The 14,250-nt window shown below is 66.3% G+C and carries 12 protein-coding genes; 8 read left to right on the forward strand and 4 right to left on the reverse strand.

Annotated features, from left to right (window positions below):
• Positions 1-5 precede the first annotated feature (5 nt).
• From L3V85_RS18720 to L3V85_RS18730, 3 genes are all read left to right on the forward strand, one after another.
• On the forward strand, positions 6-197 hold the full coding sequence (locus tag L3V85_RS18720) for a hypothetical protein (protein WP_237674245.1): 192 nt from the start codon (positions 6-8) through the stop codon (positions 195-197).
• Positions 198-316: 119 nt separating this feature from the next.
• Positions 317-1,444 (forward strand): metallophosphoesterase family protein, encoded by a 1,128-nt coding sequence (locus L3V85_RS18725; RefSeq protein WP_237674246.1) that lies wholly within the window; start codon positions 317-319, stop codon positions 1,442-1,444.
• Entirely contained in the window at positions 1,441-4,080 is a 2,640-nt protein-coding gene (locus L3V85_RS18730; protein WP_237674247.1) for an AAA family ATPase, read from the forward strand. Before L3V85_RS18725 ends, L3V85_RS18730 begins: the two co-directional genes overlap by 4 nt.
• 24 nt (positions 4,081-4,104) lie before the next feature.
• Here the strand turns inward: L3V85_RS18730 and L3V85_RS18735 are convergent, their stop codons facing one another.
• The 4 genes from L3V85_RS18735 to L3V85_RS18750 all read right to left on the reverse strand — a co-directional run bounded on the left by L3V85_RS18735 (position 4,105) and on the right by L3V85_RS18750 (position 9,574).
• A complete protein-coding gene (locus L3V85_RS18735; protein WP_237674248.1) occupies positions 4,105-4,881 on the reverse strand; it encodes a DeoR/GlpR family DNA-binding transcription regulator in 777 nt (258 codons plus the stop codon).
• Between the two features lie 103 nt (positions 4,882-4,984).
• Positions 4,985-7,261: a phosphocholine-specific phospholipase C gene (locus tag L3V85_RS18740; protein WP_237674249.1), complete on the reverse strand. Its 2,277-nt coding sequence runs from the start codon at positions 7,259-7,261 to the stop codon at positions 4,985-4,987.
• 26 nt (positions 7,262-7,287) lie between these two features.
• Entirely contained in the window at positions 7,288-7,464 is a 177-nt protein-coding gene (locus L3V85_RS18745; RefSeq protein WP_237674250.1) for a hypothetical protein, read from the reverse strand.
• Positions 7,465-7,510: 46 nt separating this feature from the next.
• Positions 7,511-9,574 (reverse strand): LamG-like jellyroll fold domain-containing protein, encoded by a 2,064-nt coding sequence (locus L3V85_RS18750; RefSeq protein WP_237674251.1) that lies wholly within the window; start codon positions 9,572-9,574, stop codon positions 7,511-7,513.
• A 247-nt stretch (positions 9,575-9,821) separates the two neighbouring features.
• On the opposite strand from L3V85_RS18750, the gene L3V85_RS18755 reads away from it, so the two are divergent.
• The 5 genes from L3V85_RS18755 to L3V85_RS18775 all read left to right on the forward strand — a co-directional run bounded on the left by L3V85_RS18755 (position 9,822) and on the right by L3V85_RS18775 (position 14,192).
• Positions 9,822-10,268 carry a hypothetical protein gene (locus L3V85_RS18755; protein ID WP_237674252.1) on the forward strand — a complete coding sequence of 149 codons (447 nt, stop codon included), beginning with the start codon at positions 9,822-9,824 and terminating at the stop codon, positions 10,266-10,268.
• Positions 10,269-10,337: 69 nt separating this feature from the next.
• The gene (locus L3V85_RS18760; RefSeq protein ID WP_237674253.1) at positions 10,338-10,661 is read left to right on the forward strand and encodes a hypothetical protein; all 324 of its coding nucleotides are present in this window, start codon (positions 10,338-10,340) and stop codon (positions 10,659-10,661) included.
• 180 nt (positions 10,662-10,841) lie between these two features.
• The gene (locus L3V85_RS18765) at positions 10,842-11,987 is read left to right on the forward strand and encodes a hypothetical protein (RefSeq protein ID WP_237674254.1); all 1,146 of its coding nucleotides are present in this window, start codon (positions 10,842-10,844) and stop codon (positions 11,985-11,987) included.
• A 76-nt stretch (positions 11,988-12,063) separates the two neighbouring features.
• Positions 12,064-12,924, forward strand: coding sequence for a LysR family transcriptional regulator (locus L3V85_RS18770; protein WP_237674255.1), 861 nt, complete (start codon positions 12,064-12,066; stop codon positions 12,922-12,924).
• Positions 12,925-13,028: 104 nt separating this feature from the next.
• Positions 13,029-14,192, forward strand: a complete 1,164-nt coding sequence (locus tag L3V85_RS18775; protein ID WP_337250088.1) for an agmatine deiminase family protein — start codon at positions 13,029-13,031, stop codon at positions 14,190-14,192.
• Positions 14,193-14,250 lie beyond the last annotated feature (58 nt).

Genomic DNA, 14,250 nt, shown 5'->3' on the forward strand with positions numbered 1-14,250 from the left:
GCTACATGGAACTCACGACAAGCTGGCTGCTCATCGGCACCGTGCTGGCGCTGATGCCCGCGGGATGGTTCCTGCTGGCCCCGTTTGGGCTTGGCTGGCAGCCGCTGAGAGACCAGATCGCGCAGCAGGTCGCGCTGTCCACCGCGCTGGCCGATGAATGCGCGGGGCCGTTCGACAGGCCCACCATCTCGTTCTGAAAGCGCGGGCCTTTGCCCGGAGGCCCCGCCGCGCCCTCGCCGCAGGACATTGCGGGCATCTAAGATGCTCGCTGTTTTGAGACGACCGGAAGACGCGAGAGGCAAAGGGAGGGCCACGCATGATTTCTTTGCTCCATACCGCGGATTGGCAGATAGGCCGCGTGTTCTCGCAGTTCGAGCCCGACGACGCCGCGGCGCTGTTCGAGGCCCGCTTCAAGGTGGTCGAGCGGCTGGCCGCCATTGCGACCGAACGCACGGTCGATGCCGTCCTGGTGGCGGGCGACGTGTTCGACCTGCAGACGGTGTCGGACAAGACCATCCGCCGCATGTTCAACGCGATGCAGGGTTTTGCCGGCCCGTGGCTGCTGATTCCGGGCAACCACGATTCCGCGCTCGGCGAATCGGTCTGGAGCCGCGCCGCCAGGCTCGGCGCGGTGCCCCCCAATGTGGTGTGCTGCCTGGAGCCGGTGCCGCGCACGGTGGCCGGCAAGTTCACGTTGCTGCCCGCGCCGCTCACGCAGCGCCACACCTATGGCGACCTCACCGACTGGTTCGCCTCTGCAACGGGTGAAGAAGAAGGCCTGCCGCGCATCGGGCTGGCGCACGGCTGCGTGCAGGGCATTCTTTCGGAAGACATCGACTCGGCCAACCCCATCGCGGCAGACCGCGCGGCGCAGGCCCGGCTCGACTACCTCGCTCTCGGCGACTGGCACGGCACGCGGCAGACCGACGAGCGGACCTGGTACGCCGGCACGCCCGAAACCGACCGCTTTCGCGCCAACGACTCCGGGCAGGCACTGTTGGTGACCATCGCGGGCGCCGGTGCGCTGCCGCAGGTCGAGCCGGTCCGCACCGGCCAGTACGCCTGGCAGCAATGGGAGCCGCGCCTGTCGGTGGCCTCGGACATCGACGAACTGGTGGAGAAGCTCGATACGGTCGGCGCCAACGACGTGCTGCAATTGCGCGCGCAAGGCAGCTGCGACCTCGGCGGCCACAACAGGCTGGACGCCGCGCTCGACGCGGCCCGCGCACGAGCGCGCGCGCTGGTGTGGGACGGCGAGGCGCTGCGTCTGGAGCCGACGGAGGAAGACATCCAGGCCCTCCATGCCGATGGTTTCGTCGGCGAGGCCTTGCAAGACCTGCGCGCGCAGCAGGACGGCGCCGGCGCCGAACTGGCGCGCGACGCGCTGCTGACACTGGCCCGCATCCTCGATGCGCAAGGACCACGCGCGGGAGCCGGCGCATGAGCATGAAGCTGCAACGTCTTCGCATCGAGAACTTCAAGCTGTTTCGCGCGCCGCTGGAGATAGACGGGCTCACGGATGGGTTGAACCTGTTCGCGGCCCCCAACGAATCGGGCAAGTCCACCGTGGCCGAAGCGATTCGCGCCGCGTTCTTCGAGCGGCACCGCTCCAGTGCGGTGGAGCATTTGCGGCCCTGGGGCGAAAGCTCGGCGACGCCCACGGTCGAACTCGACTTCGAGCTCGACGGGCGGCCCTGCCGGCTGACCAAGGCCTTCCTTGGCAAGAAGCGCTGCGAACTCAGCATCGACGGCAAGGCGATGGACGGCGCGGTGGCCGAAGACCATCTGGCGGCGCTGCTGGGGTTCAAGTTTCCGGGCAAGGGTGCGAGCACACCGGAGCACATGGGCATTCCGGGGCTGCTGTGGATCAAGCAGGGTACGTCGCACGACATCTCGAACGCGGTGGGTTTCGCGAGCGACCATCTGCGCAATGCGCTCGGCGAGTCGCTGGGCGAGCTGGCCTCGAGCAATGGCGATGCAGTGCTGAAGGCGGTGGAAAGCGAGCGCAACGAACTGCTCACGCCCGCCGCCGGCACGCCACGCGGTGCGTATGCGGACGCGATCAAGCTCAGGGACGAACTGGATGCCGAACTGAAGCGGTTGCGTGTCGATATCGAGGCGTACCAATCGGGCGTCGACCGTCTTTCGGGCCTGCGCCGCGACCACCAGCGCGACGAGGCCGCGCGCCCCTGGGCCGCGCTGCGGGAGCAACTCGTCGGCGCGCAGCAGCGTCTGGACGAGGCCAAGGGGCTGGCGGACCGCAAGGCCGTGCAAGACGCGGCGCTGCGGCAGGCCACGGTGCAGGTCAATGCCTTGCGCACCCAACTGCAGGCGATGGAGCGTGAGGAATCGACCGTTGTCCAGCGCGAAAAGAACCTGCTGACGGTGAAAGAAGGCCTCGCCAAGGCACAGGAAGAACTGCAGGCCTGGGAGCCGCGCCACGCGGCGGCGGCGCAGGCCGATGCCACCGCCCGTGAAGCGCTGCGGCTCGCACGCCAGGCGGCGGCACGGATCGCGCAGGAAAAAGCCGTCGAAGGGTTTGCCGAGCAACTCGCGGCCCTCATGCAAAGCCACGAAAAAGCGAAAGGCGAGCAGGACAAGGTCACGCGGCTGCAGGCTGAAGCGCAGGCGCTTGCCGTGCCTGAAGGCGAACTCAAGCGCCTGCAGCGGTGCGCGGACACGCTGCGCACCGCGCAGGCAAAGCTGGATGCTGTGGCTACCGCGCTGGAGTTCGACCTGTTGCCCGGCGCCGATGTGCGCGTGGCGGGCGCGGCGGTATCCGGGCTGACGCGCCAGACCGTCATCGCCCGCACCGGCATCGAGATCGCAGGCGTCGGCCGCATCACGGTGTTGCCCGGCGGCATCGACCTGGAAGCCCTGGCCATCGAGCGCGACCGTGCGCGCGACGAGCTGGCAGCGCGGCTGCAGGCCCTGCGTGCGGAGACTGTCGCGGCGGTCGAGGAGCGTGAACGGCTGCAGGCATCCCGCAAGGGTGAAGCTGCGGCGGCCGTCGCCGTGCTGGCTGCATTGGCACCCAAGGGCCTGAGCGCACTGGCCGCCGATATCGCCTTGCGCGAGGCGCGCCTCGTCGAAGCCCGGCAGGTGCTGCAATCCATGCCGGCGTCGACTGACGACGCCCCGGTAACGCCGATCGCACAGGCCGAGTCGGAGGAGGGCGCCGCCCGCGCCGCATTGGCGGACGCGTCCGCCGCGCTGAACGACGCCAAGGTCGCGGCCGGCAATGCCCGCGAACAAGTCAAGGCCGCCGAAGCCGAGCTGGCCGCCGTGAAAGCCACCCTGAGCGACCCACAGCGCGCCGGCCGCAAGGCCGATGCCGGTGCGGCCCTGACCGATGCGCTGGCGCAGCATTCGGCCATCCAGGACAAGGTCGGCGAACTCGCGCAGCAGCTGCAGACCGTCAACCTGCCGGTGCTCTCGCAGGACGTCGAACGGCTGGAGCGCAGCGTGAAGCAGGCCGAGGCGGCGCACAGCCAGCGCGCGAACGACATCACGCGGCTCGAGGTCGAGCTTCAGGTGAAGGGCGCGGCGGGACTGGAGGAATCAGCGTCCGAAAAACAACGCGAGTTCGACCACGCCACGCGCCGATGCGCCGAGTTCGAGCGCCGCTCGAAAGCGCTCGACCACCTGCTCAAGCTGCTGCGCGAAAAGCGCTCGGCCCTTGCACGCCGCTTGCGGGCTCCGTTGCAGAAGCACCTCGACCACTACCTGCAGATCCTGTTTCCGGGCGCGCAGGTCGAAGTCGGCGAAGACCTGTCACCGGGCCGCATCACCCGCCAGGGTTTGCGCGGCGCCCAGAGCGGCGAATTCGAGGAACTGAGCGTGGGTGCGCGAGAGCAGATGGGCGTGGTCGCGCGACTGGCCTATGCCGACCTGCTGAAAGAAGCGCGCAAGCCGACCCTGCTGATCCTCGACGACGCGTTGGTCAACACCGACGAAGAACGCCTGAAGCAGATGAAACGGGTGCTGTACGACGCGGCGACACGGCACCAGATCCTGGTGTTCAGCTGCCACCCGGAGGCCTGGCGCGACCTGGGCGTGGTGGCGCGAAGCATTCCGTAGCGGCGCGCCGCGCCGTCTTCTTTTTCAGGCGATCAGCAGCCGCTCGCAGGCTTTTCGCAACGGCACCAGCGCGGGCAGCGTGCGCGCCTTGGCGTCGGTGACGATCGCGTCGATGTCTTCCGTGCGCGCATAAGTCACGCGGCTGGCCTGGCCGATCTTGGCGTGGTCGGCCAGCAGCACCAGCTGCTGCGCCTGCTCGGCCATGGCCCGCGCCACCGCCGCCTCGTGGTGCTCGAAGCTCATGGCGCCGTGCTTGGCGTGCAGGGCCACGGGCGACAGCATCGCCACGTCGGCGCGATAGCGGCGGATGGCCTCGACCGTGATGTCGCCGCAGGTGGCCTGCGTCTTCACGTCGATCTCTCCGCCCAGCAGGATGGTCTTGTTGCCGGTCAGCCGGCCTTCGCTGGATCCTTCGAGCTTGAGCGCGATGCTCAGCGAATTGGTGATGACCGTCATGCCGCTCAGCGCGGCAAGCTCTTCCGCCAGGATCGACATGGTGCTGCCCGCGTCGAGGAACACCGTTTGCCCCGGCTCCAGCAGCGTGACCGCCGCCTTGGCGATGGCGCGCTTCTCGCGCTGCCGGGCCACCAGTCGCACCGCCAGAGGCGGCTCGGGTTCCACGCCGGTGGCGATGGCGCCACCATGCACGCGCCGAAGTTCGCCGAGGCCTTCGAGCTCCAGCAGGTCACGGCGGACGGTCTCGCGAGACACCGCAAGGTCCTGCACGATGCGGTCGACGCTGAGTCGGGAGAAAGTGGCCAGCAGGCTGCGGATGCGCAGGAATCGTTCTTCTTGAAGCATTGAAACGCCGTGGTGAAAAGAAAGAGCGGCGCCATTGTGCCTACCACCGGCGCGATGCCGGTGGGAAAACAGGCGGCCCCGCAGGGCGAAGCCGCCGCCGGCGTCAGAGGTCGGCCATGCCCATGGCGGGATCGCTCACCGAGTGCCTGCCGGTTTCCACGCGGCCTGCGAAGCGGCGGTAGTAGCTGGGATCGCTGTCGCATGTCACGGCGAAGTCATACCAGCAGCCGCTGGCCGACAGGTCCCAGTGCTGCTCGGCGACAGTGCCGCCGCTGACCGTCGCGGTCCACGGGCCGTCGTCGCGGTAGGCCTTGGCACGGATGGTGAACTTGCAGGCGTTCTTGCCGCCGTTGAGCATCTTCAGGTAGACGTTGCCGTTGGCGATGTCGTAGCACACGCGAACTTCAGGCACTGCAACGTCGCCCGCGCGCAGGGTGTTGAGGTTGCCCTTGAAGTGGCGGTGATAGCCGTTGGGGCCAAGCACCCACAGGTCGTAGAAGCCGCTGTTGTCGGCCATCGGGCTCCAGGTGTCGTCGAGCGTCTTGCCGGCTTCGACCATGTAGCGGCGTGGCAGCAGGCCGAGATTGAGCTTGTCGTACACGTGGAACACGGCAGCCGCCTTGCCGGTGTTGGCAAACAGCAGTTGCAGCTTGCCGTTGACGACGTCGCTGCGCGCGCTGGTGTGCAGCTCGTAGGGCAGGGCGCGCGAAGGACGGGTGCCGGTGGCCTGGCGAGGCAGTTGCGGGTCGAGCGGCACCGGGATCTGCGGCAGCGCCTGCTGGTCGGCGCGCAACTGGTTGGCCTGGGCCAGGGTCATGCGCCCGGCCAGCGCCGGCAGTGCATCGTTGTTGGGCGAGACGAAGTTGAACGCACTGGTCAGATCGCCGGCGATGGCGCGACGGTACGGCGAGATGTTCATTTCCCTGACCCCGAAGCGCGCCTCGAGAAAGCGCAGCACCGAGGTGTGGTCGAACACCTGGGAGTTGACCCAGCCACCGCGGCTCCACGGCGAAATGACATACATCGGCACGCGCGGCCCCGGGCCGTAGACGCGGCCGTCCGAAGGCACGGTGGTGCTGCCGACCAGCGGGTACGTATGACGCTCGAAGGCCACGTCGGCGTCGGACAGCGTGGTCTTGCCGGCGACGGCGCCCGTGGGGTTGGTCGGGTCGATCAGCGAAGGTGCCGAAGGCGAGGGCATGTGGTCGAAGTAGCCGTCGTTCTCGTCGAAGTTGACGATGAACACCGTCTTGCTCCAAACGTCTGGATATGCGGTGAGTGCGTCCAGCACCTCCTGGATGTACCACGCGCCCTGCACAGGGCTCGAAGGGCCGGGGTGTTCGGAGTACGTGGCAGGCGCCACGATCCAGGACACCTGGCGGAGCTTGCCGTTGGCCACGTCTTGCTTGAAGGTGCCGAGGAAGCCACCGTCGGGCATGGTGTTGGCAACGCCCTTGTAGAGCGGGTTGCCCGCGTCGTCGCTGGCGGGGTCATAGGCGGTCACGGTCTGGCCCGCGGGCGGACTGGCGTCGCCGTCGTAGCACATCTTGTTCTTGCCCGAGACTTTGTTGGCCATGCGGTACTGCTTAAAGCCGTGCAGCGGGTTGTCGGTGTAGTTGTCTGGCAGGTTCTGGTAGACGATCCAGCTGACCTTGGCTTCCTCCAGACGCTCTGGGTAGGTCTTCCAGTCGCAGCCGTATCCGGTCGAGTCGCCATTGGGGTCCGTGTCCGGGTTCCACGGATAGCGCAGGTTCTCCCAGGTGTTGTCGATCGAGGCCGTGCCCGCCAGACCGGTGCCGACCTGGCCAGACGGGCCATTGGTGCCGCTCCAATGGAACAGTCGGTTCGAATTGGTGCCCGTATGCATGCCGCAGTGATAGGCGTCGCACAGCGTGAAGGCGTTGGCCAGCGCGTACTGGAAAGGCAGTTCCGCCTGCATGAAGTAGCCCATGGACGCGGTGTTCTTGTAGCGCGGCCACTGGTACATGCGCCCGCCGTCCCAGGCGTTCTGCGCATCGCCCCAGCTGTGCGGCGTACCGCTCACGCGCTGTGCATTGCCCTTGCTCTGGTCAAGGTGATAGGGCAGCACCGGCTTGCCGGCAGAGTCGCTCTGTTGCCAGACATTCATGCCCTTGGGCAGCGGAATCGTGAAACGGTCACCAAAGCCACGAACGCCCATCAGCGTGCCGAAGTAGTGGTCGAACGAGCGGTTCTCCTGCATCAGGATCACGACGTGTTCGACGTCCATGATCGTGCCGGTCTTGTTGTTGGCCGGGATGGCCAGTGCGCGGCGAATGCTGGGCGGAAATGCAGTCAGCGCGACAGCGGCGAGGCCCGACGAAGCGGTGCCCTTGAGAAAGTTGCGGCGTGAGTTCTTCATGATGTTGTTCTGTGATTTCGAGGTGTTCAGGGCGCGCAGCGCATCTCGGGTTTGACGCTCGTGTCCGGTGGCGTTGGTGTTCCGGTGCCGGGCAGGCCGCCGACAACACCGCCGCCGCCGTTGCTGCCGCCGCCGCAAGCGGAAAGCACGCAGGCAAGGATGAGCACGGGTATCAGTCGCGGGGTCGATGAAAGAAATTGCATGGGTCGGTCCTCTTTGGTCGAAGTGGCGTGTGCAGGGGGGAGAAATTCAGGGGGCCAGCGTCGCCAACGGACGGGCGGCCTGGTAGATGCTCTTGATCTCGTCCGCGGTGAGCGCGCGGTTCCAGATCGCGAAGTCGTTGAAGTCCATGGCGCCGCGCGGGGCGCTGTTGCCCGCGCGCTTGTAGTAAAGGCCGGTGCCGTCTTCGTTCAGGCCGATGCCGTTCTTGAGGCCGCCGAGCTTGGCGACCAGTGCGGCCGAGAGGGTCACGCCGCCGGTCTGAACGCCTTTGACGGGATCGATGACGTAACCCTTCATGGCCGTCCCGGTCTTGTCGATGACCATCGCCACGTAGGCCCACTTGCCGGCGCTCAGGAAGTGGACGCCGCCGATTTCTCCGCGCGAACCGCCCAGGCCCGTGTTGAACCGCAGTTCGCAGTTGCCGAACATGCCGATGGCGATGCCTTCGTTGTTGCCGTTGTCGTAGTTCTTGTTGGCGATGACCGACGCGCCGTAGCCCACGCCTTGGGTGCAGGTGGCGTCGGTGCGCATCCAGAAGCCGATGGTGAAGGCGGTGACCGCGGGGTCCGTCGTCACGTCGTTGGTCTGCATCAGTCGGTAGCCCGACATGCCGGCCGCGTTCACGATGCGGTTGTCCACGCGCAGTGCCTTGGCCTGAAAGCGTGGCTTGAAGCCATCGTCATCTACCAGCGAGCCGGCGGCGGCGTCCACGGCCCAGGGGGCGAGCGTCGAGGCACCGGTCCTGACGTCGAGCGTGGGAAGCGCATCGAGCGGGTAGTAGTTGACGAGGCCGTTGAGCAGCGTGAGCGGCAGCGGAACCGGCTTGACGGCAGTGATGGTGAGCGAGGTGTCGCCTGCCACCACGGTATAGAGGTAGCTGAAGTTGCTGTCCTTCACGCCTTCGAGGGTGTCGGTGTACGCAGTGCTGCCCGCGGCCAAGGTAGCGACCTGCTTGCCGTCGCGCAGGACCTGCACCGGCACATTGGTGCTGCCTGCGAGCTTCCAGGAGAGTTCGACGCTGTCCTTGTCGGCGCCGATGCCGGCTGCGAGTTCGCGGATGCTGGTGGCGCCTTGGAGCGCGACGCCGTTCAACGTGTAGCTCGATGGCGCTGGCGGGGTGCCCAGGTGACGCAGCACGGTCGGCGCGATGTCGGTGGCGGCGGCCAGGCGCAGCAACGTGCTGTCGGTCGGGGCGGCCGTGTCGACTCCGGGCAATGCCGGCAAGGTCTTGTTGCTGGCGATGAAGACGGTCTTGTCCGCAATGGCCTGCTGTCCGCCGCTGGTACCGAAGACATCGAGGCCATGGCCAGTGGTGAGAATCACCAGCCAGTCTTCCTTCGAGTCATTGGCGGTGCGCTGTGCGATACGCGCAAGCAGCTTGCCGACGGCGGCGGAGGTGTCGGAGATGGCGCGCTGGTAGTCGGCGCCCTTCAGGCCGCTGTTGGCCACCATGGCGGCAGGCGCACCGTATTGGGCTACCAGCAGGTCGTAGCCGGCATCGATGAGTTGGGCCGTGCGGTCGGTCACGCAGGCGTCGGCTCCCGCGCAGTCGACCGCGGCGTCGATTGCGCCGGGCTCGTTGCCCAGCAGAGCAGGGTAGAGCGCATTCGCGGTGACGGCGCCGGTCTTGTAGCCAGCCGAAGCGTTCTGTTTGGCGATGGCGAAGATCGAGGGTGCGAGCTTGGCGTCGATGCGCTGGGTGCCGCCGGTGCCGCGCACGCCGTGGCGGTTGGCCCAGGTGCCGGTCAGCAGCGTGGCCCATCCCTGGCTGTCGTAAGTCGGTTGCTCGCTGAGCGTGCCGGCGATGCCGCCGGTCCATGCGGGGGCGATGCGAAGCGACTGCAGCGCGGGTGCCTTGCCTTGCGCGACCGCATCGCGCAGCGCCGCATGCGTGAGTCCGTCGATCTCGACCACCAGCGCCTTCGGGCCGCTCTTGCCCTGGTTGGTCGTGGTGCCTGGTGTGCCGCCGGTGACTGGCGGAAAGAATGCGCCGCCATTGTCTCCGCCACCCCCGCCGCAGCCGGAAAGCAAGAAGACGGTGGCGGCCCCCAATGCCGCAAGCCCGCTGTATGCGGTTGTTCCTCTGATCATGTCGTTCCCTCAAGAAGTTGAAATTCGCCTGCAACGCAAATTGCGTTTACTTGTGTTTAGGTATGGAAAGGTTTTTTGCAAAAATTGCCACAAACACAAGCAATGCCACTGATCTTGCGGATGCAAGGTGACATCTCTTTGACAACGCTTACAAAACTACTCATCGAGTGACGCGGCTAGATGGCGGTGCCGCCGTGCGCTTTTTTTGCGCGCCGTCCTACGTCCGAGAGACGCTGCGGAATTTCAGATGGCACTCATGCAAGGCTTTCTGGATCGCGCGCTGCAACTGCTCCAGCAACTGGCGTATGCCCGTGTGCTGAGCGAGTTCCATCGCCTTCAGGATCTGCGTTGCAGGGCTTCCGATATCTGCAGCCACGGTTTCGTGACGGCACAGGAACGCTTGGTGCTTTGCGAGCAGCAGCTGGAGGTTTTTCAGCGGACGCTGGACAACCCGGACAAGGTGGCCGCTGTGCGCCTGGCCCGGGCGCTCTACCTGCGCATGCTGCTGAGCAGCGCGGCCACGCGGCTGCAACCATGGAGCGACGGGGAAGACATCACCGGAATGCCGCTGTCGCACATGTTCGAGTGGATATCGCACGACTTCGAGCGACTCGAACTGGCCGCGCTGGAGGATGCGATGACGCCCGCCGAGATCGTGCTGTATGCACGCTCGATCGAAGGCGTCCACGGCTGAGCGGAGCGCAGACCCGCCCAGCGTAGAAAAAAGGTTTCGTGCGCAACCGATTTTCGGTAGAGTGGTTCGATGCCCACCGTACTTTCTTTCCCCGCCCAGGCGCGCGCGGAAGAACTCGCGTCGAGCCTGGAGGACTGCAGGGTCCTCGAGGTGTCGTTCGCCAACGGGCCGCCGATGCCGGCCATCAAAGGTGGATGCTTCCAGTTCGCCACCGTCTTCAAGGCCTTCGGCGGACAGTGGAACCATGCACGCAAGGTGCATGTTTTCTATGACTGGAGTTCTGTTGCAGCCTCGCTGGAGGCGGCGTTACGTCGGCGGGGAGACGGTGCCGGAGAGCTGGAACAGGATCGGCACTGGGCTCAGGATCCGGGCACCCGGATCAGGGCAGGCTGAAATCGAAGGCAAACGGGAAATTGCTCGCCCCCTATATTTAACATAATGCACATTGTGCTTATTAAAGCAATCCACGACGCTCCCGCACAACAACCCACATGAACATGGGACCAAGGTCTCATGCGCCATCCACGCATCCCACCTAGCATCGAACGCTATCCCAGACCTTGGAACTTTCTGATGCTCGATATTCCACAGACCACGTTCGATGAAGTGGGCAAGAACCTGTCCCAGTACTACGACAAGGAAATGGCGGCCGGTGCCCGCGTCTTGCTGGACCGCATGCGCACCAAGGACTGGGGCGTGATCAGCGCGGCTTTCGCCCAGAAATCCGACATGGTCGAGCGGACTTGGGATTCCTTTCGCGCCAAGTCCAATGACAGCTTCAGCGTGCCGTTCAAGAAGAAGCTGACCGTGCTTCTCGGCGAGTACTGCGGCAACACCGCCGACGTGCAGCGGCTGGTGGTCAAGGGCGTCGCGGCACTGGCCCGGGCCGGGCTCGGCAAAATCCCGATTCCGGGTGCCTCGGTGCTCAAGACCATCGTGACCAAGAGCGTCGGCCTCGGCGTTTCCGCGGTCAGCGGCGTCGAGGGCGGCGTCGACGGCTACCTGCACGGCAAGAGCATCACCGAAGCCGACACCGTGCTCACCAATCGCGGCAACCAGGAAACCGCCGCGCTCTTTCGCGACGACCGCGAGGCAATGGAAGCCGCCGAAGCGGCGATGAAGCAGTACAAGCACATCGCCAACCTGATCAACTCCATGCCGGACCAGATCACCGACCTGAACGACGCGGTGCTGTACCCGGGCGTTGCGGCCAAGGTGCGCATTTCCGCATCGGACCTGCGCCAGCAGCTGATCAAGATCACCACCTTCGTGGAAGGCATGCAGATGCGTGCGGAGCGCGTCGCGGAGCTGATGCACAAAGACTCCGACCAAATCGCGGCGCGCATGGTCGACGTCGCCCGGGACGTGGTGCTCAACGCCTACCATTCGGCCCGCGCCGATGGCAGACAGGCACTATCGGGCATGGCCGCCAAGGGCAAGTCCTACGAATACGTCGCCAGGCCCATGCTCAAGCCGCTGTCTCCGGCCGAAGGCGGCATGACGCAGCTCGCCAACCTGGTCGCCTATGCGCTGGCGCTCGGGCAACACGACGCACTCGAAATCTCGCACCCCACGCTGATGAGTTCGTCGAACCCCGCCGTGCAGGTCGGCCGCCCGCGCAGCAATGCGGTGATTTCCAACGCCGGATACCGCCCGCCAGTGCCGCCGAGGCCCCCGAGGCCGACGCCACCTCCCCTGCCCCCGCGTCCGATCCGGTAGGGCGCGACCGGGCGGCCATTGCCGCATGCGTCGGGAGTAGCATCGAATTCACCTCTGCCAAGCTCTCCTGCCGCCCATGTCGTCGAATGCCAAACTGCCGTCCTTCAGGTTCCTGATCGGCTTCGAAGCGGCCGCCCGCCTGGGCAGTTACTCGCGGGCCGCGGACGAACTCTGCATCTCCCAATCGGCAGTCAGCCACCAGATCGCGCAGCTCGAGCAGCAGGTCGGGCAGCCGCTGTTCCGGCGCAAGGGCCGCGGCGTCGAGCTGACGGTGTCCGGGCGCCTGCTGCTCGACAGCGTGGGCAAGTCGCTGGACCAGATCCGCAGCGGCCTGAGCCGCATCGAAACCTACATGGACGACAGCCTCGTCACGCTGGTCTGTCCGGCGCCGGTGGTCAAGGGCTGGCTGCTGCCGCGCGTGGACCGGCTGCTGCAGGAGCATCCGGCGCTCTGCCCGATCATCTCGATCGACGAAAGCGCGCGCTACATCGATGAAATGGACGTGGACATCGCAATCACGCGCGAGCCGCTCAGGCAGCGCGGCGTGTTCGAAGTCCCGTTGCTCGAAGACGAACTCGTGGCGGTCGAGCACACCGACGCCACAGGCGAAACCGCCGGCATGCTGTGCCTCGAGACCGATCTCACGAGCGACCGCATCGGCCCCTTCATCCGAGAGCATTTCGGCCATCTGCGCAAGCTCGCCATCTACGACGATCCGCGCCTGTTGCTCGACGCCGCCTTGCGCGGCCGCGGCATGGCACTGGTGTCGCGGCTGCTGGCCGACGAGGCGCTGCACAAGCGCCAATTGCGGCACCTTTCCGACTACCCGAGCCTGCCGTTGGGCACGCTCTGGATCTCGCGCACCGAAGGCGAGCCGCGCCTGCCGCTGGTCCGGGATGTTTTCGACAGCCTGCTGCGCTATGCCAAGGCGGAATGATCGATTCATGAACTGAATCGGTCATTCAGTCCAGAAAAGATCAGTTATGCAAATGAGTGAAGGTCGACAGAATCCAGCGCCTTGGTACTAACCCTTGGATTCTGATGACAACTCGACGCGCCCTGATGGGCCTTGGCGGCCTCGGCCTGATGAGCGGAATGCTCAGTGCATGCGGCGGTGGTGGTGGCGGCGGCTCGCAGGCCCCCTTTCCCATGCCGGCCCCGACACCTTCCAACACGCCTGCCCCTCCGCCTTCCCAAGCAGCGGACCCCTGGCAGATGCCCGACGAAAGCGCCCCGCACCGCGCCGTCTGGATGGCCTTTGCCGCACGCGAGTCCGTATGGACCGCGCCCATGCGCCAGCCGGTGCAACAGGCCCTGGCGCGCATCGCCAACGCCATCAGCGTCTACGAGCCGGTGAAGATGCTGGTGGGCGCCGACGACTTCGCCACGGCCCGGCAGCTCTGCGGCTCCAACGTGCAGTTGATCGTCCATGAGCTCGACGACCTCTGGATGCGCGACACCGGCTGCGTCTTCGTGCGCAACACCCGTGGCGACCGGGCCGCGGTGAGCTTCAATTTCAACGGCTGGGGCAACAAGCAGCCGCATGCACGCGACGCTATCGTGGCCGCGCGCATGGCGGAACTGAGCGGCGTGCCGCTGCTGCGCAGTCGCCTCGTGATGGAGGGCGGCGGCATCGAGGTCGACGGGCAAGGCACGGCCATCATCACCGAGAGCTGCGTGCTCAACGGCAACCGCAACCCCGGCGTCAGCAAGGCCGACGCCGAGGCGGAGCTCAAGCGCCTGCTGGGCCTGGAAAAGATCATCTGGTTGCCCGGCATCGCCAACCGCGACATCACCGACGGCCACACCGATTTCTACGCCCGCTTCCTCAAGCCCGGCGTGGTCGTCGCGGCGCTGGAGAACGACGAAAAATCGTTCGACCACGCGGTGACACGGCGCCACCTGGAACTGCTGCGCACCGCGACCGATGCGCGCGGCCGCCCGCTGCGGATCGTCACGCTCGAAACGCCGAGCCAGGTGCGCCCCGAGTTCGCGCGCAAGGACTTCGCCGCCGGCTACGTGAACTTCCTGATCACCGACAAGGCCCTGTTCCTGCCCGAATTCGGCGATGCTGTCGCCGACGCGGCGGCCCGCAATGCGCTGGCGGCGCAATTGCCCAGCCATCAGATCGTGCAGCTGAACATCGACGCCATCGCCGCTGGCGGCGGCGGCATCCATTGCACGACGCAGCAGGAACCGGCATGACCGCCAAAGTGCCCTTCTTCGAGGAAACCGACATGCGCCCTTCCCTCGCACGCCGTCG

Origin of the sequence: Variovorax paradoxus, assembly GCF_022009635.1 — a bacterium.
In the GTDB taxonomy this organism is placed as follows: domain Bacteria; phylum Pseudomonadota; class Gammaproteobacteria; order Burkholderiales; family Burkholderiaceae_C; genus Variovorax.

Bases quoted from the DNA above. Each gene is read 5' to 3' on its own strand.
- L3V85_RS18735 (WP_237674248.1), bottom strand. From the start codon at position 4,881: ATGCTTCAAGAAGAACGATTCCTGCGCATCCGCAGCCTGCTGGCCACT.
- L3V85_RS18750 (WP_237674251.1), bottom strand. From the start codon at position 9,574: ATGATCAGAGGAACAACCGCATACAGCGGGCTTGCGGCATTGGGGGCC.
- L3V85_RS18765 (WP_237674254.1), top strand. From the start codon at position 10,842: ATGCTCGATATTCCACAGACCACGTTCGATGAAGTGGGCAAGAACCTG.
- L3V85_RS18770 (WP_237674255.1), top strand. From the start codon at position 12,064: ATGTCGTCGAATGCCAAACTGCCGTCCTTCAGGTTCCTGATCGGCTTC.
- L3V85_RS18720 (WP_237674245.1), top strand. From the start codon at position 6: ATGGAACTCACGACAAGCTGGCTGCTCATCGGCACCGTGCTGGCGCTG.
- L3V85_RS18740 (WP_237674249.1), bottom strand. From the start codon at position 7,261: ATGAAGAACTCACGCCGCAACTTTCTCAAGGGCACCGCTTCGTCGGGC.
- L3V85_RS18775 (WP_337250088.1), top strand. From the start codon at position 13,029: ATGACAACTCGACGCGCCCTGATGGGCCTTGGCGGCCTCGGCCTGATG.
- L3V85_RS18760 (WP_237674253.1), top strand. From the start codon at position 10,338: ATGCCCACCGTACTTTCTTTCCCCGCCCAGGCGCGCGCGGAAGAACTC.
- L3V85_RS18725 (WP_237674246.1), top strand. From the start codon at position 317: ATGATTTCTTTGCTCCATACCGCGGATTGGCAGATAGGCCGCGTGTTC.
- L3V85_RS18755 (WP_237674252.1), top strand. From the start codon at position 9,822: ATGGCACTCATGCAAGGCTTTCTGGATCGCGCGCTGCAACTGCTCCAG.
- L3V85_RS18730 (WP_237674247.1), top strand. From the start codon at position 1,441: ATGAGCATGAAGCTGCAACGTCTTCGCATCGAGAACTTCAAGCTGTTT.
- L3V85_RS18745 (WP_237674250.1), bottom strand. From the start codon at position 7,464: ATGCAATTTCTTTCATCGACCCCGCGACTGATACCCGTGCTCATCCTT.